General features: G+C 71.6%; 20 protein-coding genes, 1 tRNA gene and 1 pseudogene. 12 read left to right on the top strand and 10 right to left on the bottom strand.

What is annotated here, in order from left to right; translation table 11 throughout:
• Positions 1-10 precede the first annotated feature (10 nt).
• Both ACLJT4_RS00215 and ACLJT4_RS00210 read right to left on the bottom strand, forming a co-directional pair.
• On the bottom strand, positions 11-751 hold the full coding sequence (locus ACLJT4_RS00215; protein ID WP_411120439.1) for a TetR/AcrR family transcriptional regulator: 741 nt from the start codon (positions 749-751) through the stop codon (positions 11-13).
• A 73-nt stretch (positions 752-824) separates the two neighbouring features.
• A complete protein-coding gene (locus tag ACLJT4_RS00210) occupies positions 825-1,772 on the bottom strand; it encodes an AurF N-oxygenase family protein (RefSeq protein WP_411120438.1) in 948 nt (315 codons plus the stop codon).
• Between the two features lie 334 nt (positions 1,773-2,106).
• On the opposite strand from ACLJT4_RS00210, the pseudogene ACLJT4_RS00205 reads away from it, so the two are divergent.
• Both ACLJT4_RS00205 and ACLJT4_RS00200 read left to right on the top strand, forming a co-directional pair.
• Positions 2,107-2,529: pseudogene (locus ACLJT4_RS00205) on the top strand (aminobenzoate oxygenase); the annotation flags it as partial.
• 62 nt (positions 2,530-2,591) lie between these two features.
• Entirely contained in the window at positions 2,592-3,500 is a 909-nt protein-coding gene (locus tag ACLJT4_RS00200) for an ADP-ribosylglycohydrolase family protein (protein ID WP_411120437.1), read from the top strand.
• 30 nt (positions 3,501-3,530) lie between these two features.
• Here ACLJT4_RS00200 and ACLJT4_RS00195 read toward each other — a convergent pair whose 3' ends face one another.
• Complete coding sequence (locus tag ACLJT4_RS00195) at positions 3,531-4,394, bottom strand: alpha/beta fold hydrolase (RefSeq protein ID WP_411120436.1); 864 nt, start codon at positions 4,392-4,394, stop codon at positions 3,531-3,533.
• Between the two features lie 217 nt (positions 4,395-4,611).
• Here ACLJT4_RS00195 and ACLJT4_RS00190 point away from each other — a divergent pair, with 217 nt between their 5' ends.
• A complete protein-coding gene (locus tag ACLJT4_RS00190) occupies positions 4,612-5,037 on the top strand; it encodes a MarR family winged helix-turn-helix transcriptional regulator (protein WP_411121047.1) in 426 nt (141 codons plus the stop codon).
• A 25-nt stretch (positions 5,038-5,062) separates the two neighbouring features.
• Here the strand turns inward: ACLJT4_RS00190 and ACLJT4_RS00185 are convergent, their stop codons facing one another.
• From ACLJT4_RS00185 to ACLJT4_RS00170, 4 genes are all read right to left on the bottom strand, one after another.
• The gene (locus tag ACLJT4_RS00185) at positions 5,063-5,932 is read right to left on the bottom strand and encodes an ABC transporter ATP-binding protein (RefSeq protein WP_411120435.1); all 870 of its coding nucleotides are present in this window, start codon (positions 5,930-5,932) and stop codon (positions 5,063-5,065) included.
• A 129-nt stretch (positions 5,933-6,061) separates the two neighbouring features.
• On the bottom strand, positions 6,062-6,544 hold the full coding sequence (locus tag ACLJT4_RS00180) for an HD domain-containing protein (RefSeq protein ID WP_411120434.1): 483 nt from the start codon (positions 6,542-6,544) through the stop codon (positions 6,062-6,064).
• A 70-nt stretch (positions 6,545-6,614) separates the two neighbouring features.
• Entirely contained in the window at positions 6,615-8,069 is a 1,455-nt protein-coding gene (locus tag ACLJT4_RS00175) for a penicillin-binding transpeptidase domain-containing protein (protein WP_411120433.1), read from the bottom strand.
• Positions 8,066-9,463, bottom strand: coding sequence for an FtsW/RodA/SpoVE family cell cycle protein (locus ACLJT4_RS00170; RefSeq protein ID WP_411121046.1), 1,398 nt, complete (start codon positions 9,461-9,463; stop codon positions 8,066-8,068). Before ACLJT4_RS00170 ends, ACLJT4_RS00175 begins: the two co-directional genes overlap by 4 nt.
• A 447-nt stretch (positions 9,464-9,910) precedes the next feature.
• On the opposite strand from ACLJT4_RS00170, the gene ACLJT4_RS00165 reads away from it, so the two are divergent.
• The 3 genes from ACLJT4_RS00165 to ACLJT4_RS00155 all read left to right on the top strand — a co-directional run bounded on the left by ACLJT4_RS00165 (position 9,911) and on the right by ACLJT4_RS00155 (position 14,522).
• Complete coding sequence (locus ACLJT4_RS00165) at positions 9,911-11,209, top strand: cytochrome P450 (protein WP_411120432.1); 1,299 nt, start codon at positions 9,911-9,913, stop codon at positions 11,207-11,209.
• A 163-nt stretch (positions 11,210-11,372) separates the two neighbouring features.
• Positions 11,373-12,494: a hypothetical protein gene (locus ACLJT4_RS00160; RefSeq protein ID WP_411120431.1), complete on the top strand. Its 1,122-nt coding sequence runs from the start codon at positions 11,373-11,375 to the stop codon at positions 12,492-12,494.
• A 138-nt stretch (positions 12,495-12,632) separates the two neighbouring features.
• On the top strand, positions 12,633-14,522 hold the full coding sequence (locus ACLJT4_RS00155) for a DNA/RNA helicase domain-containing protein (RefSeq protein WP_411120430.1): 1,890 nt from the start codon (positions 12,633-12,635) through the stop codon (positions 14,520-14,522).
• Between the two features lie 77 nt (positions 14,523-14,599).
• Here the strand turns inward: ACLJT4_RS00155 and ACLJT4_RS00150 are convergent, their stop codons facing one another.
• The 3 genes from ACLJT4_RS00150 to ACLJT4_RS00140 form a co-directional block, all read right to left on the bottom strand.
• On the bottom strand, positions 14,600-16,486 hold the full coding sequence (locus ACLJT4_RS00150) for a DNA/RNA helicase domain-containing protein (RefSeq protein WP_411120429.1): 1,887 nt from the start codon (positions 16,484-16,486) through the stop codon (positions 14,600-14,602).
• A gap of 770 nt (positions 16,487-17,256) precedes the next feature.
• Positions 17,257-18,195, bottom strand: coding sequence for a DUF3800 domain-containing protein (locus ACLJT4_RS00145; RefSeq protein ID WP_411120428.1), 939 nt, complete (start codon positions 18,193-18,195; stop codon positions 17,257-17,259).
• A gap of 476 nt (positions 18,196-18,671) precedes the next feature.
• Positions 18,672-18,743: transfer RNA gene (locus ACLJT4_RS00140), tRNA-Arg, on the bottom strand.
• 236 nt (positions 18,744-18,979) lie between these two features.
• Here ACLJT4_RS00140 and ACLJT4_RS00135 point away from each other — a divergent pair.
• The 6 genes from ACLJT4_RS00135 to thrB all read left to right on the top strand — a co-directional run bounded on the left by ACLJT4_RS00135 (position 18,980) and on the right by thrB (position 26,056).
• Positions 18,980-19,561 carry a response regulator gene (locus ACLJT4_RS00135; protein ID WP_411120427.1) on the top strand — a complete coding sequence of 194 codons (582 nt, stop codon included), beginning with the start codon at positions 18,980-18,982 and terminating at the stop codon, positions 19,559-19,561.
• A gap of 157 nt (positions 19,562-19,718) precedes the next feature.
• Positions 19,719-20,741 (top strand): ArgS-related anticodon-binding protein NrtL, encoded by a 1,023-nt coding sequence (nrtL, locus tag ACLJT4_RS00130; RefSeq protein WP_411120426.1) that lies wholly within the window; start codon positions 19,719-19,721, stop codon positions 20,739-20,741.
• 115 nt (positions 20,742-20,856) lie between these two features.
• Complete coding sequence (gene lysA, locus ACLJT4_RS00125) at positions 20,857-22,248, top strand: diaminopimelate decarboxylase (RefSeq protein WP_411120425.1); 1,392 nt, start codon at positions 20,857-20,859, stop codon at positions 22,246-22,248.
• Between the two features lie 157 nt (positions 22,249-22,405).
• Positions 22,406-23,698: a homoserine dehydrogenase gene (locus tag ACLJT4_RS00120; protein WP_275462947.1), complete on the top strand. Its 1,293-nt coding sequence runs from the start codon at positions 22,406-22,408 to the stop codon at positions 23,696-23,698.
• An 8-nt stretch (positions 23,699-23,706) separates the two neighbouring features.
• Positions 23,707-24,792 carry a threonine synthase gene (gene thrC / locus ACLJT4_RS00115; RefSeq protein WP_411120424.1) on the top strand — a complete coding sequence of 362 codons (1,086 nt, stop codon included), beginning with the start codon at positions 23,707-23,709 and terminating at the stop codon, positions 24,790-24,792.
• Positions 24,793-25,138: 346 nt separating this feature from the next.
• Entirely contained in the window at positions 25,139-26,056 is a 918-nt protein-coding gene (gene thrB, locus ACLJT4_RS00110) for a homoserine kinase (RefSeq protein WP_411120423.1), read from the top strand.
• The last annotated feature ends 187 nt before the right edge of the window (positions 26,057-26,243 follow it).

Below are 26,243 nucleotides of genomic sequence, written 5' to 3'. Positions count from 1 at the left end.
CGCCCCAGTCTCACAGCAGGTGAGCGGCCTCGCTGACCACGGGGAGGATCCGGCGCGCCAGCTCCCCGGCGGGCCCGTCCGGGGCCTCGCCCTTGAGTGCCGCCCGCATCACCCGCGCGGTCTGTGCGTCCCGGGCCGCGGTGGCGGTCAGCAGCGCGACGAAGTGGTCCACCAGCCAGACCCGCAGTTCGTCGAGGGCGTGCTGCCTGTCCTCGTCGAGCCAGATCAGCGAGGCCGCCTCGACCGCGGTGATCCACATCCGGACCGTGGTCCGCAGCCGCGGACCCGGGGCCGGTTCGCCGAGGTGGTGCAGGATCTGTTCGGCGGCGGCCCGGCGCACCTCGTCCACGATCGCGCTGGTCCGGGACGTCTCCACCACACTGCCGCCCTGGAGCAGGGCGCTGAATCCGGCGGCGTGCTGGTCGACGAAGGCCAGGTAGCGGTCCAGGGCGTGGCCCAGCCGCTGGGTGAGCGGCCCGGACTCCGGCTCCGCGAAGCACTGCTCCAGCTCGTCGGCGGCGCTGCGCAGCACCGCCTCGTACAACTGCTGCTTGCCGCCGGGGAAGTAGCGGTAGACGAGCGGCCGCGAGACCTCGGCGGCGGTCGCGACGTCGTCCAGCGAGACGTCCTCCGGCGCGCGCTGGGCGAACAGCCCCAGCGCGGCGGCGAGCAGCTGGCTGCGGCGCTGCTCCACGCTCAGCCTGCGGTAGGCGGGTCTGGGTACTGCTGGGGCGGTGCCGCTGCCGTTCATGAACAGCAGCGTAACCGCCGGGGTTTCCGCCTCGTACAGGTGCTCGGGGCCCGCGTCGGTGTGGGCGGGGCGTTCAGGCCAGCAGGCCCGAGCTGCGCCACAGTCGCCGGCCCACCCCGCGCAACACCCCGATCTCGTCCAGGAAGTCGGTCAGCCGCTTGGCCCCGGTCTGCATGACCTCGCGCCGGTGGCCGCTGGTCTTCACCTGTGCCATGGCCGCCCGCTTGTCCAGGCCGACATTGGTGTAGACCTCGGGGTTGACGAAGGCGATGGCGAAGACCCGGGCGAACTCGCCGGAGGTGACCCGGGTGAACTCCTGCGACCACTTCGGCGCCGTCACCATCTGCCGCCGCAGTTCCTCGCGGGCGTAGCGCACGTGCCGGGCCTCCTCCACCACGTGGATCCGGGTCACGCCCCGGACCAGCGGTTGCACCCGCTCGTCGGGGAAGGTCAGCCGCTGCATCCAGTCGAGGACCTCCTCACCGAGCAGGGTCGCGGTGAACGAGCCCGGGGTGGTGGAGATCGTCTTGAACAGTCGGCCGAGGTTCAGGTGGACCGGGCTGACCGGGTACCAGGGGGTGTCCCCGCGCGAGATCAGCCGGGCGAACATCTTGGAGTGCCGGCACTCGTCCTCGATCTCGGTGAGGGCGTACCGGACATGCGCGCTGGTGGCCGGCTTGTCGTAGATGTGCCGGACGAGCAGCTGCATCAGGATGATCTCGAACCAGATGCCGAGCGAGGCCAGCGCGGCGGCCTCGTGCTGGGAGAGCAGGATGCGCTGTTCCTCGCTCATCCGCCGCCACATCGGGGTGTCGTAGAGCGACACCAGCTCCGGCGGCCAGAACCACTTGCCCTCCTCGAAGGGTGCGTCCCAGTCGAGTTCGGCGTCGGGGTCGAAGGAGTGCTTGGCGGAGGAGGCGAGCAGTCGCTCGGCGACCTGCTCCCGGTCCTTGAGCAGCCCGAGGGCGTCCCGCAGGACATCGATGTCCGCCTCGGTCATTGCGGTGGGCGCGCTCGTCATGGCTCTGGCTACACCTCACGGTCGAAGTTACCCGCGGTCACATGCGGCTGCCTCTTATGAGACTGCTTGTCAGCAAGGACGTCAATCCCTCGCGCACGACTTATTGACCCGCCGGTAAGAAGCGTGTGAATCTGCCAACCACCCGCCCGCCACAGGGCGTTCGGCGGGCGGTGGAGGTGCGGCGCGGTGTCGACCCGAGAGCGGTACGTGCAGGACCCCGGCGACCCCCGGTGGACCGTGCCCGCCACCGGCGCGGCCCGTTTCACCTGGGAGGCCATGTATCCGGGGGAGAAGAACGACTCCGGGCGCGACCGCCTGCTGGCCCTCTACCAACATGCAGGACGAGGCCCGGCACGTCGCCTTCGGCCGGATGGCGCTGCGCGACTGCTACCGGCAGCTCACCGACGTCGAACTCCGCGAGCGGGAGGAGTTCGTCATTGAGGGCTGCTACCTGATGTGCGACCGGCTGCGCGGCACGGAAGTGCTGGAGAACTTCGGCATCCGGCCCGCGGAGGCCGCCGAGTTCACCGAACGCTCGGAGTTCCTCCGGCTCTTCCGGAAGCTGCTGTTCAGCCGGATCGTCCCGTGCGTGAAGGACATCGGCCTGTGGGGCCCGCGCCTCCAGCGCGCCTACCTGGACCTCGGCGTCTTCGACCTGGGCGACGCCAACCTGGACCTGCTGATGGCCCAGGACGAGGAACCCGCCGAGCAGTTGGACGCCGAACGGTTCGCCGCCGAGGAGTCGGCCCGCACGGCCGTCAGTCCCCGCCCGCGCCGCGCGCACCGCCGTGGCCGCACCGGCAGTGGCAGGATCCGCCCATGGACACCGACGACCGACGGCGCGCCGCGGTGCGCGGCAGCATCGAGGCACTGGCGCACGGCGACGCCTTCGGCGAACGCTTCTTCGGCCTCTTCCGGCCGGCGGAGGAGGCCCGGACGCTGATCGCCGCCCGCCGCCTGCCGCCCGAGCCGCACTGGCACTGGACCGACGACACCGCCATGGCGCTCGACCTGCTCGCCGTCCTGGTCGAGCACGGCGAGGTCCGGCAACCGGCCCTGGTGGCGCGGTTCGCCGCCACCCACGGCGCGGACCCGGGCCGCGGCTACGGCTCCGGCATGCACGCGCTGCTGCCCCGGGCCGCCGCCAAGCCCGCGCAGTGGCAGGAGTTGGCGCACGCCCTCTTCGGCGGCGAGGGCAGCCTCGGCAACGGCGCCGCCATGCGCGTCGCCCCGCTCGGCGCCTGGTTCCACCACGACCTCGACCGCGCCGCCGCCCAGGCCGCCCGCTCCGCGGAGGTCACCCACGCCCACCCCCAGGGCGTCGCCGGCGCGGTGGCGGTGGCCGTCGCCGCCGCACTCGCCGCCCGCGGCGCGCCGCCGGCGCTCGCCGAGATCGCCGCCCGCACCCCCGACGGGCCGGTCCGCCAGGGCCTGTTGCGCGCCGCCGACCTCCCGTTCGGCACCGGCCCCGAGGAGGCCGCCGCGGCCCTCGGCAGCGGCCGCCGGATCCGCGCCGACGACACCGTCCCGTTCGCCCTGTGGTGCGCCGCCCGGCACCCGGACGACCTCCCGGCCGCCCTGTGGACCGCCGCGGCCGGCCTCGGCGACGTGGACACCACCTGCGCCATCACCGGCGGGGTGGTGGGCGCCCGCACCGGGACCGCGGCACTGGGGCAGGAGTGGACCCGGCGGCGGGAGCCCCTGCCGGACTGGGCCGACGCCCTGTGAACGGGCGGGCCGGTGCGCGCCGGCCCGCCCTCACCCCGCCAGGAACCCCGTCAACTCCCGTTCCAACTCGGCCGACCGCAGCTCCGGCAACGCGTGGTGCCCGACCCCCGGCAGCGTCACGATCCGCGCCCCCGGCAGCGCCCGCCCGGCCCCCGCCGCCACCCGCCGCACGTCGTGCGCCCGGCTCCGCCCGGCCAGCAGCACCAGCGCGGGCGGCGCGGCGGAGCCCAGCCGGTCCGCCGCCGGCCGCGGCCCGGTCACCGGCCGCCCCCGGAACTCCCGGCCGCCCATGCCCATCAGCCGGACCATCTCCGGCGCCACCCCCGGCCCGCCGCGGCTCTCCCACGCCAGGAACCGCCGGGTCGCGTCCGGGCCGGGCCGCACGAACACCGGGGCCGCGCGCGCCAGGTACGCCGCCCGGAACCCCGCGAAGCACTGCGTCGGGTCGAGCAGCGCCAGCCGCGCCACCCGGTCCGGGGCGTGCACCGCGTACCCCAGCGCCAGCCAGCCCCCGTACGAGTGCCCCAACAGCGCGGCCCGTTCGGCCCCGACCGCGTCCAGCACCCCGTCCAACCAGGCCATCAGGTCGGCCGGCCGGCGCAGCGGACGGCCGCCGGGCACGCTCAGCCCGGGCGTGCCCGGCACCTCCACGGCATACGCCCGGTGCGTGCGCGCGAGGCCGGCGGCCCGGGCGTACCAGCCGGCGGAGGTGGTGCCGCCACCGCCCAGCAGTACCAGCGGCGGTCCGTCGACCGGTCCGCAGGCGGTGATCCGGGTGGTGCCGAACTCCCCGTCCAGAGCGAGCGGTTCGACCGGCACCGGCCAGAGCGCCAGGGCCTGCCGGTAGGCCGCCCGGAACGCGGCGGTGGCGGGCGGCGTGCGCTTGACGTTCACGGTGCGCCTCCGTGACGGGGAAGGGCGGCGGGTGGACGGTCCACGGCAGCGGGACGGACGACAGACATCTCGTCGAGCAAGTATCTTGCTCAGCGAGGTAATTGGGGATCGTACGCCGTCCGACCGGCGGGGGCGACGGTTCGGGGCGCGCCGTTCGGCGCGGGAGGGACGGAACACAGTGGCGGTGGCGCGGGAACCGGAACCGCAACCGGACGGCATGGACCTGGTCCACCTGCTGCGCGAGGTGACGGTCCGACTCGACCTGGCAGGCGCGCGGTTCGCGGCCCGCAACGGCCTGCACCCCACCGACCTGCGGGCACTGATCGCCCTGCTGGACGCGGCCCGGGCCGGCGAGGAGCTCACCGCCGGGCGGCTCGGCGCCCGCCTCGGCCTGAACTCCGCGGGCACCACGGCCCTGGTCGACCGCCTGGAGCGGCTCGGGCACCTGCGCCGGGTCCGCGACACCCGCGACCGGCGGCGCGTCCTGCTGGTCGTCGACGCGCAGGCGATCGCCCTGGGGCAGTCGTTCTTCGGCCCGCCGATCGAGCGCGTCCTCGGCCTGCTCGACGCCTTCGACGAGGGCGAACGGGCCGCGGTCCGACGCTTCTTGACGGGCGTGCGGGACGCCGCGGACGGAACGTGACGCCGACGGCGCCCGCCCGCCTCCGCTACCGCACCGACGGCCGCCCGGACCGGGCCAGCCAGCGCCCCTCGTGCCGGGACACCTCGATCGGCCGCCCGAAACAGGCCGTCATCCGCTCGCTGGTCAACACCTCGGCCACCGGACCGAGCGCCTGCACCCGCCCGTCCCGCAGCAGGACGGCCCGCCCGATGGCCGGGGACAGCTCCTCCAGGTGGTGCGTGACGGTCACCGTCGCCAGCTCCGGCCGTCCCGCGGCCAGCCGGTGCAGGGCGTCGATCAGGTCCTCGCGCGAGGGCAGGTCCAACGCGTTGAACGGCTCGTCGAGCAGCAGCAGCGAGGGATCGGCCATCAGCGCCCGGGCGATCAGGATCCGGGCCCGCTGACCGCCCGAGCACACGCCGTACGGGCGGTCCGTCAACTCCTTGAGCTCCAACTCGGCCAGCAGCTCGTGCGCCCGCTCCCGCGTCGCCCCGTCGTACGCGCGCCACAGCGGCTGCACGGTGCCGGTCGCACCGGTCAGCACCACCGTGTGCGCGGTCGCGTCCTGCGGCACCTTCTGCGCGCTGGACACCAGGCCGATGGCGGCGCGCAGTTCCCGCACGTCCACCCGGCCGAGCCGGTGGCCGAGCACCTCGACGGTGCCGACGGTGGGGAACATCAGCGCGCCGATCAACCGCAGGACGGTGGTCTTGCCGGCCCCGTTCGCGCCCAGCAGCGCCCAGTGCTCACCGGAGCGCACGGTCCAGTCGATGCCGTCGAGGATGACCTGGTCGGTGGTGTAGCGGCGGACGCCGACGCCGGTCAGCTCGGCGATCACCCGCCCCGCCGCCGGGCCGTGCAGGGCGTCGGGCCCGGGGGCCGGGGGCTGCGGTTCCGAAGGCTGCGTGGGAGTCATCGCGGCAGATTAGCTGTGTACGACACCTTTCGGCGCGGGCGTCCGATGCGTGGAACCGGGGCGGCCTGATCCGGTCACCCCGGCCGCCGGTGCGCCCGGGCCCTCCGGACGCCCGGCCCGCGCGGCGCGTCAGCCCAGCCCCAGCAGGGCCCGCACCCGGGCGTACTTGGCCGTCAGCCGCCGCCGCGTCGGGGCGTCCAGGACCGCGAGCCGGGCCGGATCGGCGTTGTGCGCCAGGTCCGCCTCCTTGACCAGCAGCGCACCGGGCACGGCCAGGATGCGCGCGGCGTACTCCTCGACCGGCTCCCTGGGCCGCTTGGTGACCGCCAGGACCATCGCCTTGGTCGCCCCGTCCAGCGCCGCCCCGTCCAGCCACGCGGCGCTCACCGCCCCGTCCTCGACCGCGTCGTGCAACCACGCCGCGGCGATCTGCGCCGCGCTGCCGCCGCGCGCCCGCACCCTCGCCGCGACCGCCGCCAGGTGCTCGGCGTACGGCCGGCCCGCCTTGTCGGTCTGCCCCTCGTGCACGCGCCGGGCCAGCGCCTCCACCTCGGCGAGCGAGAGCCGCGCCCGCACCGCGGGGTCCGGGGAGTGTTCCGCATCACGCACCATGGTGCCATTGTGCCGGCGGCATGGTGCCGGCGTCATCGTGCCGGTGGCTTAGCCGCCGCGGCGACCGGACCTACCGCAACCCCGCCGCCAGCACCGCCCGCGCGATCGGCCCGGCGCTGCCGCCCCCGCTGACGTCCTCCCGCTCGGCCTCCGCGTCCTCCACGACCACCGCCACCGCCGCCACCGGCTCATGGCTCTGCCGGTCCCGCACCCACGCGATGAACCAGGCGTACGGCGTCCCCTCGTTGCGCACCCCGTGCTGTGCCGTCCCCGTCTTGCCGCCCACCAGGAACCCGTCGATCGCCGCGGTCCGCCCGCTGCCGTGCTCGACGACCTCGGTCATCAGCTCCTGGAGCTGCTCGGCGGTGGCCGGACTCATCACCTGCCGGGTCGGCTCCCGCGCCCCGGGCGCGACCAGCACGCCGTGCGCGTCGGTCACCCGGTCGACCAGGTACGGCGGCGTCAGCTGGCCGTCGTTGGCCACCGCCGCCGCCACCATCGCCATCTGCAGGGGAGTGGCGGCGGTGTCGTACTGCCCGATCGCGGAGAGCGCCAGTTGCGCCGGTTCCATCCGGGTGTCGAAGGTGCTCGGCGCGACGGGGGAGGGCAGCCGCAGCCCCCGGTCGTTGAAGCCGAACCGCTCCGCCGCCCCCGCCAGCCGGCGCACCCCGACCGCCACCCCCAGGCGCGCGAAGACCGTGTTGCAGGAGAGCCGGAAGGCTTCCCGCAGCCCCACGTGCGCGCAGCCCTCCGCGGGATTGCCCAACTGGGTGCGGGTGTCCGGCAGGGTGTACGGGTCGGGCACGTCCAGCGGGGCGTCGAGGTCCTTGACCACCCCGCCGTCCAGCGCCGCCGCCGCGGTCACCACCTTGAAGGTGGAACCCGGCGGATAGGTCTGCCGCAGCGCCCGATTGAGCATCGGCCGGTCCGCCGCCGCGTTGAGCCGCCGCCAGGCGGCGGTCACCGACCGCCCGTTCCCGGAGAGCACGCCGGGGTCGTACGACGGCGAGCTGACCAGCGCCAGCACCCGCCCGCTGCGCGGCTCCACCGCCGCCACCGCGCCCTTGCGGCCGGCCAGCCCCCGGAACGCGGCGCGCTGCATGGCGGCGTCGACGGTGGTCTCCACCCGCCCGCCGGGCGGTCGGCGGCGGATCAACCGGTCCCACCACGGAAACGTCACCAACCGGTCGTCGGTCCCCGCCAGGATGCCGTCCTCGGCGCCCTCCAACAGCGAGGCCCCGTATGTCTGCGAGGCGAAGCCGGTGACCGGCGCGTACAGCGGTCCGTCGGTGTAGGTCCGCTCGTAACGCAGCCGGCCGCCGCTGTCCCGCGCGCCGGTCACCGGGCGGCCGCCCACCAGGAGCGCGCCGCGCGGCTGGGCGTACCGGGCGATGGCGGCCCGCCGGTTGGCCGGGTTGCGGGTGTAGTCGTCCGCCTCGAAGACCTGCACCCGGACCGCGTTCACCAACAGCGCGGCCAGCAGCAGCGAGGAGAGCGCGGCGGTGTGCCGGACGCCGCGGATCACCGCGGTGCCCCGACGGCGTCCGGGGCGGCGCGCAACGGCCGGGCGTCCTCGTCGCCCTGCGGCCCGCGCGCCCGGTCACTGATCCGCACCAGCAGCGCGACGATGATCCAGTTGGTCACCACCGACGAACCGCCCTGCGCCAGGAACGGCATCGCCATCCCGGTCAGCGGGATCAGCCCCATCACCCCGCCCGCGATCACGAACACCTGGAGCGCGGGCAGCGCGGCCAGCCCCACCGCCAGCAGACTGCCGAACGGGTCGCGCAGCCCGAGCGCCGCCCGGTAGCCGCACGCCGCGAGCAGCGCGTACAGCACGAACAGCGCGCTCAGCCCGGCCAGCCCCAGCTCCTCACCCACCGTCGCCAGGATGAAGTCCGACTTCCTCGCGAACCCGATCAGGGACGAGTGCCCCTGCCCCAGCCCGGTCCCGAACGTCCCGCCCGCGGCGAACGCGAACAGCGACTGCGCCAACTGGCCCGGCCCCCGGCCCGCCGCGATCCCGGCGAACGGCGCCAACCAGTCCTGCACCCGCCCGTGCACGTGCGGCTCCAGCGTTCCCACCGCCGCCGCCCCGGCCGCCGCCAGCAGCACCCCCACCGCGATCCACCCGGTCCGCCCGGTGGCCACGTACAGCACCACCACGAACACCCCGAAGAAGAGCAGCGACGTCCCCAGGTCCCGCTCCAGGACCAGCACCCCCACGCTCACCAGCCAGATGGCGACGACCGGCCCGAGCACCCGGCCCGCCGGCAGCCGCAACCGCCACACCTCCTTCCCGGTGTGCGCCAGTGCCTCCCGATTGGCCGCCAGGTACGCCGCGAAGAACACCGTGATCAGCACCTTGGCGAACTCGCCCGGCTGGAGCGAGAACCCGGCCGCCCGGATCCAGATCCGCGCGCCGTTGACCGCCGGGAAGAGGATCGGCACCACCATCAGGGCCAGCGCCGACCCCGCGCACCCGTAGGCGTACCGCGCCAGCACCCGGTGGTCGCGCAGCACCGCCACCACCGCGATGAACAACGTCACGCCCACCGCGGACCACACCAGCTGGGCGGGCGCGGCCTGGTCGTCCCGGGTCTCCAGGTCGAGCCGGAAGATCAGCACCAGCCCGAGCCCGTTGAGCAGCACCGCGGTCGGCAGCAGCAGCGGATCCGCGTGCGGGGCACCGAACCGCACCACGAGGTGCGCCAGCAACGCCAGCCCGCCCAGCCCCGCCGCGTACCGCAGCGCCCCGGCCGGCACCGCCTGCGACCTGGCCAGCCCCACCACCAGATAGCCGCAGACGCTGATGAGCACGGCACCCACGAGGAGGGCCAGTTCGACGCCCCGCCGCTTGGCCGGCGGTCGCACCGCCGTCCGGCCCGGGACCGTGCCCGCCCCGGGCCCGCCGCCCACCGCCCTCGCCCCGTTCGCCCGGTCCACCACATCCACACGGGCAACGTAGCAAGCAAAACCGTTCAATTCGCCCATATCGCCCGCGAGTGATGCCACTCACCCCCAGGCCCCGCCGTCCCCCTCTTCGCGCCCCGCCCCACCCGGCACGGCGGGCCCGCTTCCCCTAGGGGGAGAATCAGGGGCCTCATAGGGGTGGGGCGCGGGCCGTTCCGTGACCGAGGTCAACGGCAGTTTGTAAACTCGGTCAGAACGAAAAGCAGAAGGCCGAGCTCGTCACGCTGACGCGGACGACCGATCGCACCGGTCGACGCCATGGACACACGCCATGGCGCCGCTCGCGAGGGGCTATGGCGTACGACACCGAGGACGCCGAGTGAAGGTCCCGCGCCGTTTCGGCCCACGGGGGCGGCCGAGCGCGGGTGACCGTCCCCCGCGACGAAAGGCAGTATGAGCGCCATGACGACCCTCCGTTCCCGGATCTTCGCCTGGGCCGGCCGCCTCTACCTGGCGAGAACGCGGAAGAAGGGCTTCGACCTCTCCCGCATGTCCTTCCTGCCGGACTCCGTCCTGATGCCGCTGCGCCGCGACGGCCTCGACCCGGTGCCCGACCTCGCCGCCGCCCGGGAACGCGAGCCCATCAGCAAGCTCCCGGTGCCGATAGCCTCCAACGTCTGGCTGGTCACCGGCTACGACGAGGTCAAGGCGGTGCTCGGCAAGGCCGACGCCTTCAGCTCCGACTTCACCAACCTCATCGGCAAGGCCGGCGCCGGCGCCGAGCAGAACCCCGGCGGCCTGGGCTTCGCCGACCCGCCGGTGCACACCCGCCTGCGCCGGCTGCTCACCCCCGAATTCACCATGCGCCGCCTCGGCCGGCTCACCCCCCGCATCCACGACATCGTCGAGGAACGCCTCGACGCCATGGAGCGCGCCGGCCGCAACGGCGACCCGGTCGACCTCGTCGCCCACTTCGCCCTCCCCATCCCCTCCCTCGTCATCTGCGAACTCCTCGGCGTCCCCTACGAGGACCGGGCCGACTTCGAGCGCCTCAGTGCCGCCCGGTTCGACCTCTTCAGCGGCGCCAACGCCTCCTTCGGCGCCATATCGGAATCGCTCTCCTACTTCCGCGACGTCGTCAAGAAGCAGCGCGAGAACCCGGGCGACGGCCTGCTCGGCATGATCGTCCGCGAACACGGCGACTCGGTCTCCGACGAGGAACTGGCCGGCCTCGCCGACGGCGTCCTGACCGGCGGCTTCGAGACCACCGCCAGCATGCTCGCGCTCGGCGCCCTGGTCCTCCTCCAGGACCCCCAGCACTTCGCCGCCCTCAAGGACGGCGACGACGTCGTCGACCGCTACGTCGAGGAACTCCTGCGCTACCTCACCGTCGTCCAGGTCGCCTTCCCCCGCTTCGCCCGCGAGGAACTGGAGATCGGCGGCGTGCAGATCGCCGCCGGCGACGTCGTCCTGTGCTCCCTCAGCGGCGCCGACCGCGACGGCGAACTCGGCCCCGAGATGGAGCAGTTCGACCCCCACCGCGCCAAGGTCCCCTCCCACCTCGCCTTCGGCTACGGCATCCACCGCTGCGTCGGCGCCGAACTCGCCCGCATGGAACTCCGCGCCGCCTACCCCGCCCTGGTCCGCCGCTTCCCCACCATGCGCCTCGCCACCCGCCCCGAAGACCTCGCCTTCCGCAAACTCTCCATCGTCTACGGCCTGGACTCGTTGCCGGTGCGCTTGGACGGGTAACCAGTGCGGCGCAGGACCACGGCCGACGGGGCGCGGGTGGCCGGGGAGGCACGCTCGAGGCGCTCGCCCGCCCCGCCGTACCCTTGTTGCCCATGAGCCGCCCGGCCGGGGGAGGACGATGTACCTGATGCGACTGTCCGCCGATGAACTGCACGCACTGCAGTTGCGCGACGGCCTGGTGCCCGCACTCGAGGCAGCGGAGGTCGAGCACGGCCGGGCCGGCGAGACGAGCGCCGGGGAGAAACAGGCGTGGCGCCACAGCCTGCCTGTCATGGCCCGGGACCTCCGCGATGCTGGCCTCGGGGCGGTGGACATGATGATCGAGTACAAGCTGCCGGAGTGCCAGGGGCCGGCAGACGTCATCCTCGCCGGAGTGCACCCCGCGTCGCGGGCACCCTCGTATGTCGTCGTCGAACTCAAGCAGTGGCGGCGTGCCACCGCGGCCGAGGGCACGGGGCGCTTCGTGATCGCGAACCAGACGGGGAAGTCCAAACGACATCCGGCCGAGCAGACAGCGGCCTTCTGTCGTGCCCTGCTCAACTCCCACGGGTCCCTCGCCGGACACGAAGAGAGCCTGGCCGGCCTGACCTATCTGCACAACGCAGCGGATCACGACGTAGCTGACCTGCTCCGGTACCCACGTACGCGCCTGTCGCACGTGTTCACGCGTGACTCACGGGGCGCGTTGATCAGATTCCTCCGGGATCGGTTGGCCGCGGCCCCGGGGCGGCCTGCGGCCGAACTGTTCGCCGCGGGGCCTCTGCGGGTCCGGCTTGCGGGATTGGACGCGCGGGGCCGGCTCGACTGGCACACCGGCGGTTTCCGGCTGGCCTCGGACCCTGTAGCCGTCCAGCGCTTCGTGCTGGACACGGTGCGAGCCGCACACGCCGCGCAGGACAAGAGCGCCCTCGTGGTGACTGGGGCCGCCGCGAACCAAGGGGGCGAACTGGTCAGCACCGCGGCGAATGCACTCGACCGTGCCGGCTACCGCACCCGAGTGCTCTCCGGGCCGCGTGTCCCCGCCTTCCAGGTGTGCGACGTGCTGTTCTGCGAGGAGTCATGGCTGAGGTGCACGGCACCCCTTTCGGCGGCTGCCGACCTTCCGGACTCCGTGCGCCCGCTGCTGGCGGCAATGATCAGGTCTGCACGGGTACCGGTCTTCGTGCTCGCCGGCGGGCACGTGGCGCCCGGAGAAGCCGAGGGATTCGGCGGTGTCATCCGGCAGGTCTGCTCCGCCCTTCGGGTGCCGGACAGGCACCTCCGCCTCGACCGGGAGTTCTGCTGACGTCAGTGGGACGGGCGCCGCGGTTGCCGCCGGACCCGCCTGGATAGAGTTGCCCTGAAGTGATGCGGTCCGACGGGCTTCCGCGCGAGGAAACGCCCCCATCCGCACGAGACCACTCGTGTGCCCTGGGGGATCTCCGTGACCTTGCTGCGTACGTCAGCCCGTTCGGTGGCCGACGATGCGGAGCCGAACCGCCGCCAGTACGTCGAGGACCTGAAGTCCGCCTACTTCTTCGTCTACCGGCAGCGGCCGCCCGAAGCCGAGGTCAGGTCCTGGCACGCAAGCCTGCACGCCTTCGCCGGGTTGCTCGTCGGAGCGGGGCTCGCGGACGTGGAGATGCTGGTCGAGTACCCGCTGCCGATGTGCAGTTTGCGCGCTGACGTTGTCCTCGCGGGAGTCCACCCGGTGTCAGGCGAACCGGCGTACGTCGTCGTCGAACTCAAGCAGTGGAGCGCCGCCGGGGCCATCGGCGGCTCCGACGACCTGTGCGACGTCCCTCAGATCGTGCCCCGCAGAGCGCAACTCCATCCCGTCGCGCAGGTACGCCGCTACTGCGAGTACCTTGCCGATCTGACCCTGGTGCTCGACGGGCACGCGGATCGTGTGAGCGGCGCCGCGTTCCTGCACAACGCCGAGGACGGCGACGTGCAGAGCCTGGTGTCCGCGCCTGTCGCCGGTGGCCGCCTCTTCACCAACACGAGCAGAGATGCCTTCGTCTCCTTCCTTCGTGAACGTCTCGTCCCCGATCCGGACCGCCTGGCGGCGGATGCCCTGCTCACCAGCCGGCACGCTCCGACGACCACCCTGCTGGAGGTGGCCGCGGACGAGGTGCTCAGCCGACGTCACTTCACGCTGCTCGGCCAGCAGCAGAAAGCATTCTCCCTGGTGCTGCGGACCTTGGCGGAGGCGGACAGGGAGGAAAACGGGCGCAAGGAGATCGTTCTCATCAACGGTGGGCCGGGCTCGGGGAAGAGCGTCATCGCGCTGTCGCTCCTGGGCGAGCTGTCACGCCGGGGCCGCTCGGTGGCGCACGCCACGGGATCCAAGTCCTTCACCACCACGCTGCAGCGGAAGATCACCGAGCAGCGATCCGGAACCGGGAAGCTCTTCACCTACTTCAACAGCTTCGAGAGGGCGAGGGGAAACGATCTCGACGTCCTTGTCCTCGATGAGGCGCACCGGCTTCGCGAGACGTCGAACGGAGCCCCGCCGGGTAGTAAGTGGGCCAACAAACGCCAGATTGACGAACTGATCGAGGCGGCCCGGGTGCCGGTGTTCCTACTGGACGAGCACCAAGTCGTGCGCCCGGGAGAGATGGGAACGACCGAGGCCATCGAGAAGGCGGCCGCGGAGCAGGGCATCATCGTGCGTCACGTCGACCTCGACGCCCAGTTCCGCTGCGGTGGCAGTCGCGCGTACGAGGCTTGGGTGCTGCGACTCCTGGGGCTGGAGCCCGGTGGTCCGCACGCCTGGCATGGAGATGACAACTTCGAGGTCCGGGTGGCCGACAGCCCCGCGGCTCTTGAGAACTTCCTCGTCGCCAGGCGGGACGAGGGCCACACCGCACGCATCACGGCAGGATTCTGCTGGCCGTGGAGCCGCCCCAACGAGGACGGAACACTGGTGCACGACGTCGCCATAGGGCGCTGGCGCCGCCCGTGGAACATCAGCGGCCCCCACGGGGTGGGCGGCTTGCCCCCTTCGGACCTCTGGGCGACCGACCCGGCTGGGTTCGGGCAGGTCGGATGCATCTACACGGCGCAGGGTTTCGAGTACGCATGGAACGGAGTCATCCTCGGCCCGGACCTCGTCTGGCGAGGCGGAAGCTGGCGGTCCGTCAGGTCCGAGAGTTGGGACACCGCACTGAAAGGCGCGTCCGACGCTGACTTCGCCCGGCTTGTCAAGAACACCTACAAGGTCCTGCTCACTCGGGGGATGGCCGGTACGGTCCTCTACTCCACGGACCCGGAAACCCGCGCGAAACTCGGCGAACTCGTCCTCGGTGGCACTGGCGGCCGACCCGTGTGACGCGCGCTCGGTGCGCGACCGGGACCCGGGGCCACCGGGAGGGCGGATCGGTGGCCCTGGCGAACGCCCGGGTCGGCTCAGCCGACGGCGTTTGCCGACATCTCCCGGTGCCCCGTCAACGTGCGCAGCATCGTGCGGGTCTCCGGGTCGGTCGAGTAGACGATCGTGCCGACCATGCCGCGCGTCAGCAGGACCTTGTACGTGTTCCGGATCAGCCGGTTCACATCCTCGTCCGGCGTGGCGCGCTTGAAGACCGGGTCCTTGGAGGCTGTCCGGTCGACCACCCAGCGATCGGTCCGCCAGACCAGGTCCGGTCCCAGGATCACCCCGCTCCAGTCGTACTCGAAGCCCTGTGCCGTATAGACGCAGCCGACCTGCCCGAATCCCGCCGGGTCGGTTGCCCACAGTGCGGAGGGCGGAGCGCCCATCACCGAGCGGTCGCCCTTGAGGTTCCAGGGGCGCGCCCAGTCGCCGATCACCACGTCCGCGGGCAGCGGCTCTCCGGGCTTGGCGTCCGACCAGCGCCAGCAGTAGCCGGCCGACATCCGCGCTTCGTACCCGTGCGAGCGGCGGTCCGCCAAGAACGCCTCCAACTCTGCCGGGGAGTCGGCGACCGCCAACTCCATCTTGCCGTCAGGCTCCCATCGCGCCGGGCCGTCACCCTCGAGTCCCAGCAGCCGCACCACCCATTGCAGGTAGGCGTCACTTCCGCCGCACCGGAACTGGTTGTCCAGTGAGACCTCTCGGCACTGCAGTCCTCTCTGGGCCGCGGCCGCCTTGATCTCCTCGACCCTGCCGATCTCGCCGGGTCGTACGACTTGGTGCTGGTCGAGCAGGAACACCGGCACCCGGGCCACGTCGATCAACTCGTCGATCTGTGGCTTGCCCGTACGGTGTTCAGCCCGGGTATAGCGGTTTGCCGAGGTCTCGCGAATGCGGTGCGCCTCGTCACACAAGAGCACGTCCAGGCTGTTCCGCTGGGCGGTCATGAAACTGTTGAAGTATTTGAAGAGGTCCTGGACCTGGCGCTTGCGGGCACCGGCGACCTTGCGCATCGTCCTGGTGAACGACTGGGACCCGGTGGCGTGCAGAGCCGGGATCCCCCGTCGGTACAACTCGCCCAGCAATGACAGGGCAACGACGCTCTTCCCCGTACCCGGGCCGCCCGTCACGATGACCACTTCCTTGTGGTCCGACCCGTGTGCCTTCTCGACGGCCCGCAGCACCATCTCGTACGCCACCCGCTGCTCGTCCAGCAGAACGAACTGCTCCCGCTCCCGGACCTCGTCCGCAGCCACTGCCATCAGCTGCCTGGACGGCTGGGTCTTGCCCGCGAGCAGAGCGTCAGCCGCCAACGCGCCCGACGCCGGAGCCAACCTGGACTGCAGGTAGCTGATGAACTCGCCCCGTCGATCCTCTGTGAACATCCGCCCGTACTCGTCCTGTTCCGTGTCGAACAGTCCACTTACTCCGAATTTCGTAGCATTGTGCAGGTATGCCACGCCGGCGATCTGCTCCGGATTTCCCGCAAGCGCCCCGTTGAACGAGGTCATGTAGGCGCAGTACCCGCGGACCTGCTCTATCGGGTGCAGCACCGGTCGCGCGTATGCGTCGACCCGGCACAGCGTCGGCTCGTCGTCCTCATCCGGGTATGCCTGGCTCCACTGCTTCAATTCCACGACGACGTACGAGGGCTCCTGGGTGTCCGGATGGACGCCGGCGAGCACCACGTCCGCTCGTTTGCTGGTGAGCGGGAGCCCGTACTCGATCAGCATCTCGACCTGGTCGAGCCCGGCGTCGAGCAGTGCACCGGTCAGTGCCGGAATGCTCCGCTGCCAGGAGCGGACCTCGGAATCTCCGGGACGATAGCCGTGCGTGTGCACGAACTTCTCGACCAACTGGTCTTTCAGCATTCCTTCCACGCTGCGGTGAGCTACGCGTTCGACGGATTCACGGAAAAGCAAGAAAGCCCCCCAGGCAGCACGAGATTGCTGGCGCGGGTGGGGGCGTGTCCTTCGAGCACCAGGACGGTATGTCTCCGTCCGGAGCGGAAGCCCGGCGGGCCGCACGAATGATGGGTATCAATTTTAGCTCTGTGGTTCTTGACGTTTCGGGCCGGTAGTTGGGGGTGCGCAGATGCACGCACCCCCAACCCGACGACTACCGACGGCGTCGCCAAGGCGTCAGGAGGTAGCGGAATACCTCGGCGAGCGAGCGGAGGATCTGCGAACGGTCGCTGGAGCGACTGTCGCGCAGCGCATCACCGGCGATTCGGCCGGCGACGATAAGTGCGCAACATGCGACGACTGCAATGGACGAGCATGCCGCGAGGGCGGCGGGATCGGACAGCACGGCGGTTCCCTTCGGGAGCCTGCGCGGTCGCACCAGGACGTCGTGCGGGGCAGGAACGTTTCCTCGTGCGGCCGGGCAGGCCGTGGGCGAGACGGGTGGGCTCAGGGGACGCGAGGGAAGCCGCTCGCCCGAGGCGTGCGGGCCCGGTTGCCTGGCTGCTGTCCGAACGCCAGGAACTCGCGTGCCGGCGGCGTGGGCTGGTCGTCGCGTGGAGGGAAAGCCACGTGCGTACTCCGTATGTAGGCGGAAGACCTGTCCGAGGAAGCCCCGGAAGTCTGTTGTTGCCGAAATTTCGTTCGATACGGTACGCATTGCTCAACGAACTGACAAGATAGTTCCGTCAGAATTCCTGATTCTGACCGTTGAGTCTTTTTCCTGTCCGCTACGGAGCAGGGGAAGGCGCCGCATAAGCCGTTGCCGCGTTATGCGGCGATGGCTGTCCGGGAACGCCAATGTGGGTCCGTTCGTCGTTCCGCGCCGCCACCGTCGGGGCGAACAGCTTGGCTGCCGACTCGTGGCCTCGCGCATCCGAAACGACCACGCCCCCTGCCCACTTGCCGGTCACCGCGGGGTACCGGTGCTGCAGCTTGCCGATGCGTGGGCAGTGCCGTTCGCGGACCTTGTGGTACCCCGGGTGGCAGTGGACATTGACCGCGTCGAGATCCGCCGCATAAGTCACGGCGGCTGCCGGAGCCAGTATCGCGGAGACCAGTAGATCGGCGATCTGCAACCCGATGTGCGTGTTGCTGTGTCCGAACACGGGTGACTCGGGAAGGTGAGGCAAGCCGTCCTCGCCCATGCTGAACCTCCGGGTGGTCACGCAGTGCACGTTCCCCTTGTTGTCATGAGGATTCCGGCTGTCGAGAACGGCGATACCGCTGCTCGAGCGCTCGGCGAGGTAGTGCTCGAACGTCGAGCACAGTGTGGTGACCGCCGCGGCGTACATGGCGGGTTCGTCGTTCCGGACCCCGTCCTGCTTGACCCAGATCCGTGCCATGACCGTGCTGTCGCGCCGTTCGAGGATGCCGATCAGGTTGTCGAGGAAGCCGTGGGCCATGCGCCGTTGGTTGCGCCCGTCGCGACGGAAGCTCTTGCGGAGCGCTTCTCCTTTGATTTCGTGGTGCACCACCTGCGTCAGCGTGGGGAGTTTGCGGAGTTCGGGACGGAACCGCTTCTTCAACTCCAGGAAGTCCCACGCCAAGCCCTGCACCTGGGACTCCGGAACCGTGAACCCGCCGATGACCATGACCGGTACGGAGTCGCTCACCGCAGGGTTCAGAGTCTGGCCTGTCCCGGACTCGTCGAGGTAACACAGGTACAAGAGAATCCCCCAGGTACAGAAAACAGCTATGGCCGGCCCCAGATCCCCGGGAGACGGCCATAGGAGGTGCCACGCCGAGACATCTCGGTCGCAGCGGCAGTGTTCGTACTGCTGAGCAGGGTAGGGGAGAGTCCGGTGCCCGGCAACGAGCCTGGCTGAAAAGCGATGTGGCTGGCGGCACGGCAAAGGCATGCTGTTGCCGACGGCCAGACGAGGGGGCCATCACCGTAGGTGTCGGCTCACGGAGCGCCCTCTGGGTAGGGCGGCGTTCGTCGAGACGGTCGGCCGAGCACCCTGGGTGGACGTGGCATGACGGCTCATCCCGTGGGCTGCCGCTACGCCGTCGGAAACGGGACGGCGGGCCCCAGATCACGCAGGACCGCCCCGCTACTCGCACAGACCAACACAAAAGCCCGCCCCCACGAAGGGAACGGGCTTTGCTGGCACTCGGACCCGTACTAAGCAGATCCGTGAAGTGCCCCCGGCAGGATTCGAACCTGCGCACACGGCTCCGGAGGCCGTTGCTCTATCCCCTGAGCTACGGGGGCTTTGTCGTTGCTTGTTGCGGCGACGGGTAGAACACTACCAGCTCCGATGGGGTGGTCATGAACGTTTTGGTGGCCGGTCGGCGGGAGGTCGGGCGGGGGGTGGGCGGGGGTCAAGGAAGGTCGCCCTTACCGCATGTCGGGGGCGGGTCGGAGGCGGTCGTTGAAAGGTCCCTCGCACGGGGGCGGAAGTGGGGAAAACCGGGACGCAGGTGCAGGGGCAGACCTAGTCTCAAGGTGTGCCTGGCTTGTCCGGTCGGATCCTTGTGGTCGATGACAACAAGGTGATCCGGCAGTTGATCAGGGTCAACCTTGAGCTGGAGGGCTTCGAGGTCGTGACCGCGGCTGATGGTGCCGAGTGTCTGGACGTCGTGCACCGGGTGAGACCCGACGTGGTGACCCTGGACGTCATGATGCCGAGGCTGGGCGGTCTGCACACCGCGGCGCGGCTGCGTTCCGACCCGCGGACGTGGGACATCCCGATCGCCATCGTCAGCGCCTGCACGCAGGGCGAGGTGGACAACGGGCAGTCGGTGGGGATCGACGCCTTCCTGGCCAAGCCGTTCGAGCCGACGGAGTTGGTGCGCACGGTGGGGATGCTGGTGCGGGAGGGGCGGCAGCAGCGGGAGTGCTCGGGGCGCGAGGCGTGCGGGGGCGCGTCCGAGGGTGCCGGTGTCGGTGGCGCGGAGAACGGCGCCGTCGGTGCCGGATCGCGAGATGACGTGTCCACGGCGGGTGGTGGGGTGTCGGCGGACGGCGTTTCCGGGGACGGCGCGGAGCGCGGCGAGCCGGGCAGCGGGGGCGGTCGGGCCGCGAGCTGAGGTCGATTGCGGGCGCCGGGCGAGGGGGATCGCGCCGGGTCCGTCCCGGCGGTTCGCGGGCTCGGTGGCGGGCCGCGTGCGCCGCAGCACGCCGTCGGGTGTCCACCACGCGAAACCCGTTCGCGTGGCTCCCCCCTTCCTCCCATACGCTTGTCCTGTGACCCCGGCCGAGCTCTCCCGTACCGTCCTGCGCTCCGTGCGCGGTGCCGTTGCGGAGCGGGAGCTCTCCGTGCCCGTGCCGGCGCGGATCGTGGTGCAGGCACCGCCGCGCCCCGGGTGCGGGGACTACGCCTCCAACGTGGCGCTGCAGCTCGCGCAGCAGGCCGGTCGGCCCGCGCGCGAGGTGGCCGAGATCCTGCGACGGCGGCTGGCGGGTAGTGCGGGGATCGCCAGGGTCGAGATCGCCGGGCCGGGCTTCTTGAACTTCACGTTGGGCGACGGCGCGTCGGCCGGGCTCGTGGCGGACGTGCTGGCCCGCGGAGAGCGGTACGGCCAGGCCCCGGAGACCGGGGCGGCGACGGGCGCGGGACCCGGGCGGATCGTCCAGGCACCGGCGTCCCCCGCGGGGGACTGGGCCCGGGCCCGGGCGAGCGTGGTGGGCGAGGTGCTCGACCGGCTCGGTCGGGCCACCGCGAAGCCGCAGCGGCCGGCGGACGCCCAGGAGGACGAACTGGCCCGGCTGGTGGCGCGGCTCGGCACGGACGAAGCGCGGTGGGTGCTGCTCAGGCCCGCGGCGCACGACCCGGTGCGGGCGCCGCAGCGGCCGGTGCAGCATGAGGACAACCCGCGGTTCCGGGTGCAGTACGCCCATGCCCGGGCCCGCGCGATGGTGCGCAACGCCGGCGAGCTGGGGTTCGTCGGCGAGCCGGGGGACGTGACGACGGCCGACGCCGGCCACGGGGACGTACAGGTCCTCCAGACGCTGGAGGGCCGTCTCGCCGCGTATCCGACGGTCATCGCGACCGCCGCGCGGCGGTGCGCGCCGGACCGGGTGGTGCGCCATCTGGAGGTCACCGCGGACGCCTATCTGCGCTGGCAGGAGGAGTTCTGGCCGCTGCCTGTCGGCGAGCAGAAACCCTTGGCCGTGCACCGTGCCCGGGTGGCCCTCGCCGAAGCCACGGGGACGGTGTTGGGGAACGGCCTGCGCCTGCTCGGCATCTCTGCTCCTGAACACGTCTGAACCACATCCACCTGAGTCTGGAAATGTCCGATGCACGCGTCCGAACACCCTCGGGGCGCGCCGACGACTGCCCCGATCAGCACCTCTGAACAATCTTGAGGGGACCGTTTCCGTTATGAGCCGTTCCGCGCATCCCGCAGGGCCCCGGCATGGCGACGTACTGCCCGACGGGCACTACGCCGGGCCGCCCGCCGATCTCAACTCCCTCGACCCGCAGATCTGGTCCCGTACCGTCCGGCGCAACGCCGACGGTGCGGTGACGGTCGGCGGGCTGGCCGTGACCGCGCTCGCCGAGGAGTTCGGCACGCCGGCGTACTTCCTGGACGAGGAGGACTTCCGGGCCCGCTGCCGGTCCTGGAAGGACGCGTTCGGGCCGGACGCCGACGTCTTCTACGCGGGCAAGGCGTTCCTGTCCCGGGCCATCGTGCGCTGGCTGGCCGAGGAGGGGCTCCACCTCGACGTCTGCTCCGGCGGCGAGCTGGCCACCGCGCTGGACGCCGGGATGCCCGCCGAGCGGATCGCGCTGCACGGCAACAACAAGAGCACCGAGGAGATCACCCGGGCCGTCGAGGCCGGGGTGGGGCGGATCGTGCTCGACTCCTTCCAGGAGATCGCACGGGTCGCGCACATCGCCGAGCGGCTGGGCAAGCGGCAGCGGGTGCAGATCCGGGTCACGGTCGGCGTCGAGGCGCACACCCACGAGTTCATCGCCACCGCGCACGAGGACCAGAAGTTCGGCATCGCGCTGGCCGGCGGACAGGCCGCCGAGGCGGTGCGGCGCGCACTGAAGCTCGACGGGCTCGAACTCATCGGGATCCACAGCCACATCGGTTCGCAGATCTTCGACATGGCCGGCTTCGAGGTCTCCGCGCGGCGGGTGGTGCAGCTGCTCGCCGAGGTGCGGGACGAGCACGGCGTGGAGCTGCCGGAGATCGACCTCGGTGGCGGCCTGGGCATCGCGTACACCTCCGACGACGACCCCCGCGCACCGCACGAGATCGCCAAGGCGCTGCGCGAGATCGTGGGTCGCGAGTGCGAGGCGGCCGGGCTGCGGGCGCCGCGGATCTCGGTCGAGCCGGGCCGGGCGATCGTCGGCCCGACCGCCTTCACGCTCTACGAGGTCGGCACGGTCAAGGAACTGGAGGGGCTGCGGACGTACGTCTCCGTCGACGGCGGCATGTCGGACAACATCCGCACGGCGCTGTACGACGCGGAGTACAGCGTGTCGCTGGCCTCCCGCACCTCGGACGCCGAGCCGATGCTCTCGCGGGTCGTCGGCAAGCACTGCGAGAGCGGGGACATCGTCGTCCGGGACGCCTTCCTGCCGTCCGACGTGGCGCCGGGCGACCTGCTGGCGGTGCCGGCGACCGGCGCGTACTGCCGGTCGATGGCGAGCAACTACAACCACGCGCTGCGGCCGCCGGTCGTCGCGGTCAAGGACGGTGCGGCCCGGGTCATCGTCCGCCGGGAGACGGAGGAAGATCTCCTGCGGTTGGATGTCGGGTAGGGGCGGATCGCCGGGTCCGGGCCCCGGATGAAATAAATGTCTCGGCATCCGGACGAACGGCAGAAACCGCCGTCCGGTGCGTGAGACTGGTGCATGACCAGGAAACTGGTGCGTGACCGAGCATGGAACCGCTGGATCGAAGAAAAGACGAGGTCGAATGATGCGTACGCGTCCGCTGAAGGTGGCGCTGCTGGGCTGTGGTGTGGTCGGCTCAGAGGTGGCGCGCATCATGACGACGCACGCCGACGACCTCGCGGCCCGCATCGGTGCGCCCGTGGAGCTCGCCGGGATCGCCGTCCGCCGCCCGGAGCGGGTGCGGGACGGGATCCCGGCCGAGCTGATCACCACCGATGCGACCGCGCTCGTCAAACGCGGCGACATCGACGTCGTCATCGAGGTGATCGGTGGCATCGAGCCCGCCCGCGCGCTGATCACCACCGCCTTCGAGCACGGCGCGAGCGTGGTGTCGGCCAACAAGGCGCTGGTGGCGGCGGACGGTGCCGCACTGCACGCGGCGGCCGAGAAGCACAACGCCGACCTCTACTACGAGGCGGCGGTCGCCGGAGCGATCCCGCTGGTCCGGCCGCTGCGCGAGTCACTGGCCGGCGACAAGGTCAACCGCGTCCTCGGCATCGTCAACGGCACCACGAACTTCATCCTCGACAAGATGGACTCGACCGGCGCCGGCTACAGCGAGGCGCTGGACGAGGCCACGGCGCTGGGCTACGCCGAGGCCGACCCGACCGCCGACGTCGAGGGCTTCGACGCCGCCGCCAAGGCCGCGATCCTGGCCGGCATCGCCTTCCACACCCGCGTCACCATCGACGACGTGCACCGCGAGGGGCTGACCGAGGTCACCGCCGCGGACATCGCCTCCGCCAAGCGGATGGGCTGCACCGTCAAGCTGCTCGCCATCTGCGAGCGGGCCGCGGACGGCGCGTCGGTGACCGCGCGGGTCCACCCGGCGATGATCCCGCTGACGCACCCGCTGGCCTCCGTGCGCGAGGCGTACAACGCGGTCTTCGTGGAGGCCGACGCGGCCGGTCAGCTGATGTTCTACGGTCCGGGCGCGGGCGGTTCGCCGACCGCCTCCGCGGTCCTCGGCGACCTCGTGGCGGTCTGCCGAAACAAGCTCGCCGGTGCCACCGGGCCGGGGGAGTCGGCGTACACGGCGCTGCCCGTCAGCCCGATGGGTGAGGTCGTCACCCGCTACCACATCAGTCTCGACGTGGCCGACAAGCCGGGCGTTCTGGCTCAGGTCGCGACGATCTTCGCCGAACACGGCGTATCGATCGATACGGTCCGTCAGCAGGGGAAGGACGGCGAGGCGGACCTCGTCGTCGTCACCCACCGAGCGACCGACGCCGCCCTGTCGTCGACGGTCGGGGCACTGCGCGAGCTGGACACCGTCCGCGGTGTCGTCAGCATCATGCGGGTCGAAGGGGAGTAAAGGAACCCATGTCTGCCAATTCCACCGTCACCACTGCGAACGGTCAGTGGCGCGGAATCATCGAGGAGTACCGCGACCGGCTGCCGGTCAGCGACACGACCGAGGTCGTCACCCTGCGCGAGGGCGGCACGCCCCTCGTGCCGGCCCAGGTGCTGTCCGAGCGCACCGGCTGCGAGGTGCACCTCAAGGTCGAGGGTGCCAACCCCACCGGCTCCTTCAAGGACCGCGGGATGACGATGGCCATCACCCGCGCCAAGGAGGAGGGCGCCAAGGCGGTCATCTGCGCCTCCACCGGCAACACCTCCGCCTCCGCCGCCGCGTACGCGGTCCGGGCCGGGATGGTCTGCGCGGTGTTGGTCCCGCAGGGCAAGATCGCGCTGGGCAAGATGGGCCAGGCGCTGGTGCACGGCGCCAAGATCCTCCAGGTCGACGGAAATTTCGACGACTGCCTGGCGCTGGCCCGGGGCCTCTCCGAGAAGTACCCGGTCGCACTTGTGAACTCCGTCAACCCGGTGCGCATCGAGGGCCAGAAGACCGCCGCCTTCGAGATCGTCGACATGCTCGGTGACGCCCCCGACATCCACGTGCTGCCGGTCGGCAACGCCGGGAACATCACCGCCTACTGGAAGGGCTACCGCGAGTACGCGGCCGACGGCATCGCCGCCCGCACCCCGCGGATGTGGGGCTTCCAGGCGTCCGGCAGCGCCCCGATCGTGCGCGGCGAGGTCGTCAAGGACCCGCACACCATCGCCACCGCGATCCGGATCGGCAACCCCGCCTCGTGGGAGTTCGCCGAGCGCGCCCGGGACGAGTCCGGCGGCCTCATCGACGACGTGACGGACCGTCAAATCCTTGCTGCCTACCGCCTGTTGGCCGCGAAGGAGGGCGTCTTCGTGGAGCCCGCCTCGGCCGCCTCGGTCGCCGGTCTGCTCAAGGCCGCCGAAGAGGGCAAGGTCGACCCCGGCCAGCGGATCGTCTGTACGGTCACCGGCAACGGCCTCAAGGACCCGGACTGGGCGGTGGCCGGTGCGCCGCAGCCCGTCACGGTCCCGATCGACGCCGACGCCGCCGCCGAGCGCCTCGGCCTCGGCTGACCGTCCCGGCCCCCTCCGGGGCCTGCGCAGCAGCGCGGGGACGACGGACCCGCCAGCCGTCCGTCGTCTCCCGTGCCGCACCGGGCGCAAAGTCCGGGCAAACACTGCAAAGGCGACGTCGGGGCATGGGGTGGCGCGCGACACGCATCGTGCGCCTCCTGTGCGCCCTATGTCGCGACAGAACCTTCCTTCGATAGGCTGGCACCCAACTCCCCTCCCCACGGCATAACGCAGTGGTGCGCAGGGCAGGTCAGAACAGTCCCCACGAGCCGGCCGGGCGCCTCGGCGCCACAGCGCTGTGCTCGGGGGCAGTACCGCAGCATCAATCAAGGAGAGTCATCGAGCGATGGCCGGTCCCGCGTTCCGCGCCGCCGCCGTCCGGGTGCGCACCCCCGCTACCAGCGCCAATCTCGGCCCCGGCTTCGATGCCCTGGGACTTTCCCTGGGGCTGTACGACGACGTCGTGGTGCGCGTCGCCGACTCCGGTCTGCACGTCGACATCGCCGGCGAGGGGGCCGACACGCTCCCGCGCGACGAGAGCCACCTGCTCGTACGCGCCATGCGCACCGCCTTCGACCTGCTCGGCGGGCAGCCGCGCGGGTTGGAGATCGTCTGCGCCAACCGCATTCCGCACGGCCGTGGTCTGGGCTCCTCCTCGGCCGCCATCTGCGCCGGGATCGTCGCGGCCCGCGCCGTGACGATAGGCGGCGAGCAGAAGCTCGACGACGCCGCCTTGCTGGAACTCGCCACCGAGATCGAGGGCCACCCCGACAACGTCGCCGCCTGCCTGCTCGGGGGCTTCACCCTCGCCTGGATGGACACCGGCTCCGCCCGGGCGATCCGGATGGATCCGGCCGATTCCATCGTTCCGGTGGTCTTCGTGCCCGGAAAACCGGTACTGACCGAGACCGCCCGCGGACTGCTGCCGCGCACCGTCCCGCATGTGGACGCCGCCGCCAACGCCGGTCGCGCCGCACTGCTCGTCGAGGCCCTGACCAGGCGCCCCGAGCTGCTGCTCGCCGCGACCGAGGACCGACTTCACCAGGAATACCGCGCCCCCGCGATGCCGGAGAGCACGGGCCTGGTGAACCGACTGCGCGCGGACGGCGTCCCCGCAGTCATCTCCGGTGCGGGCCCGACGGTGCTCGCGCTGGTCGAAGAAGCGGCGGCCGACAAGGTCGCGACACTGGCGGGAGAGGGGTGGGCGGCCAATCGGCTGACCCTCGACGCGGCCGGCACGTGCGTGCTGCCGCTCGCCGGGTGATCACACCGAGTGATCGACGATTGCCGGTCTAGAGAGGGGGAATGTTTGTTGGATCCGGTAGTGTTAACCTCAAGTCAGTACTCGACGCCAGTGTGGCGCGGTGCTTCGTGTCCCCCGTCGGGACCACTTTCTTCCGGGAGCCTCCCAAACTGCTTGGAGCTTTTGTCCTGAGCAGAAGTGAGCACGC

The sequence above is a fragment of the Streptomyces sp. x-19 genome (genome assembly GCF_046549115.1).
Lineage (GTDB): Bacteria > Actinomycetota > Actinomycetes > Streptomycetales > Streptomycetaceae > Streptomyces > Streptomyces albulus_C.
The sequence above is the reverse complement of the archived record's forward strand: the minus strand, read 5'-3'. Positions and strand labels throughout refer to the sequence as shown.

Coding starts and splice junctions, on each gene's coding strand:
- ACLJT4_RS00190 (WP_411121047.1), top strand. CDS start 4,612: ATGGACCTGGTCCACCTGCTGCGCGAGGTGACGGTCCGACTCGACCTG.
- ACLJT4_RS00185 (WP_411120435.1), bottom strand. CDS start 5,932: ATGACTCCCACGCAGCCTTCGGAACCGCAGCCCCCGGCCCCCGGGCCC.
- ACLJT4_RS00215 (WP_411120439.1), bottom strand. CDS start 751: ATGAACGGCAGCGGCACCGCCCCAGCAGTACCCAGACCCGCCTACCGC.
- thrC (WP_411120424.1), top strand. CDS start 23,707: ATGTCTGCCAATTCCACCGTCACCACTGCGAACGGTCAGTGGCGCGGA.
- ACLJT4_RS00180 (WP_411120434.1), bottom strand. CDS start 6,544: ATGGTGCGTGATGCGGAACACTCCCCGGACCCCGCGGTGCGGGCGCGG.
- thrB (WP_411120423.1), top strand. CDS start 25,139: ATGGCCGGTCCCGCGTTCCGCGCCGCCGCCGTCCGGGTGCGCACCCCC.
- ACLJT4_RS00165 (WP_411120432.1), top strand. CDS start 9,911: ATGAGCGCCATGACGACCCTCCGTTCCCGGATCTTCGCCTGGGCCGGC.
- ACLJT4_RS00210 (WP_411120438.1), bottom strand. CDS start 1,772: ATGACGAGCGCGCCCACCGCAATGACCGAGGCGGACATCGATGTCCTG.
- ACLJT4_RS00120 (WP_275462947.1), top strand. CDS start 22,406: ATGATGCGTACGCGTCCGCTGAAGGTGGCGCTGCTGGGCTGTGGTGTG.
- ACLJT4_RS00200 (WP_411120437.1), top strand. CDS start 2,592: ATGGACACCGACGACCGACGGCGCGCCGCGGTGCGCGGCAGCATCGAG.
- lysA (WP_411120425.1), top strand. CDS start 20,857: ATGAGCCGTTCCGCGCATCCCGCAGGGCCCCGGCATGGCGACGTACTG.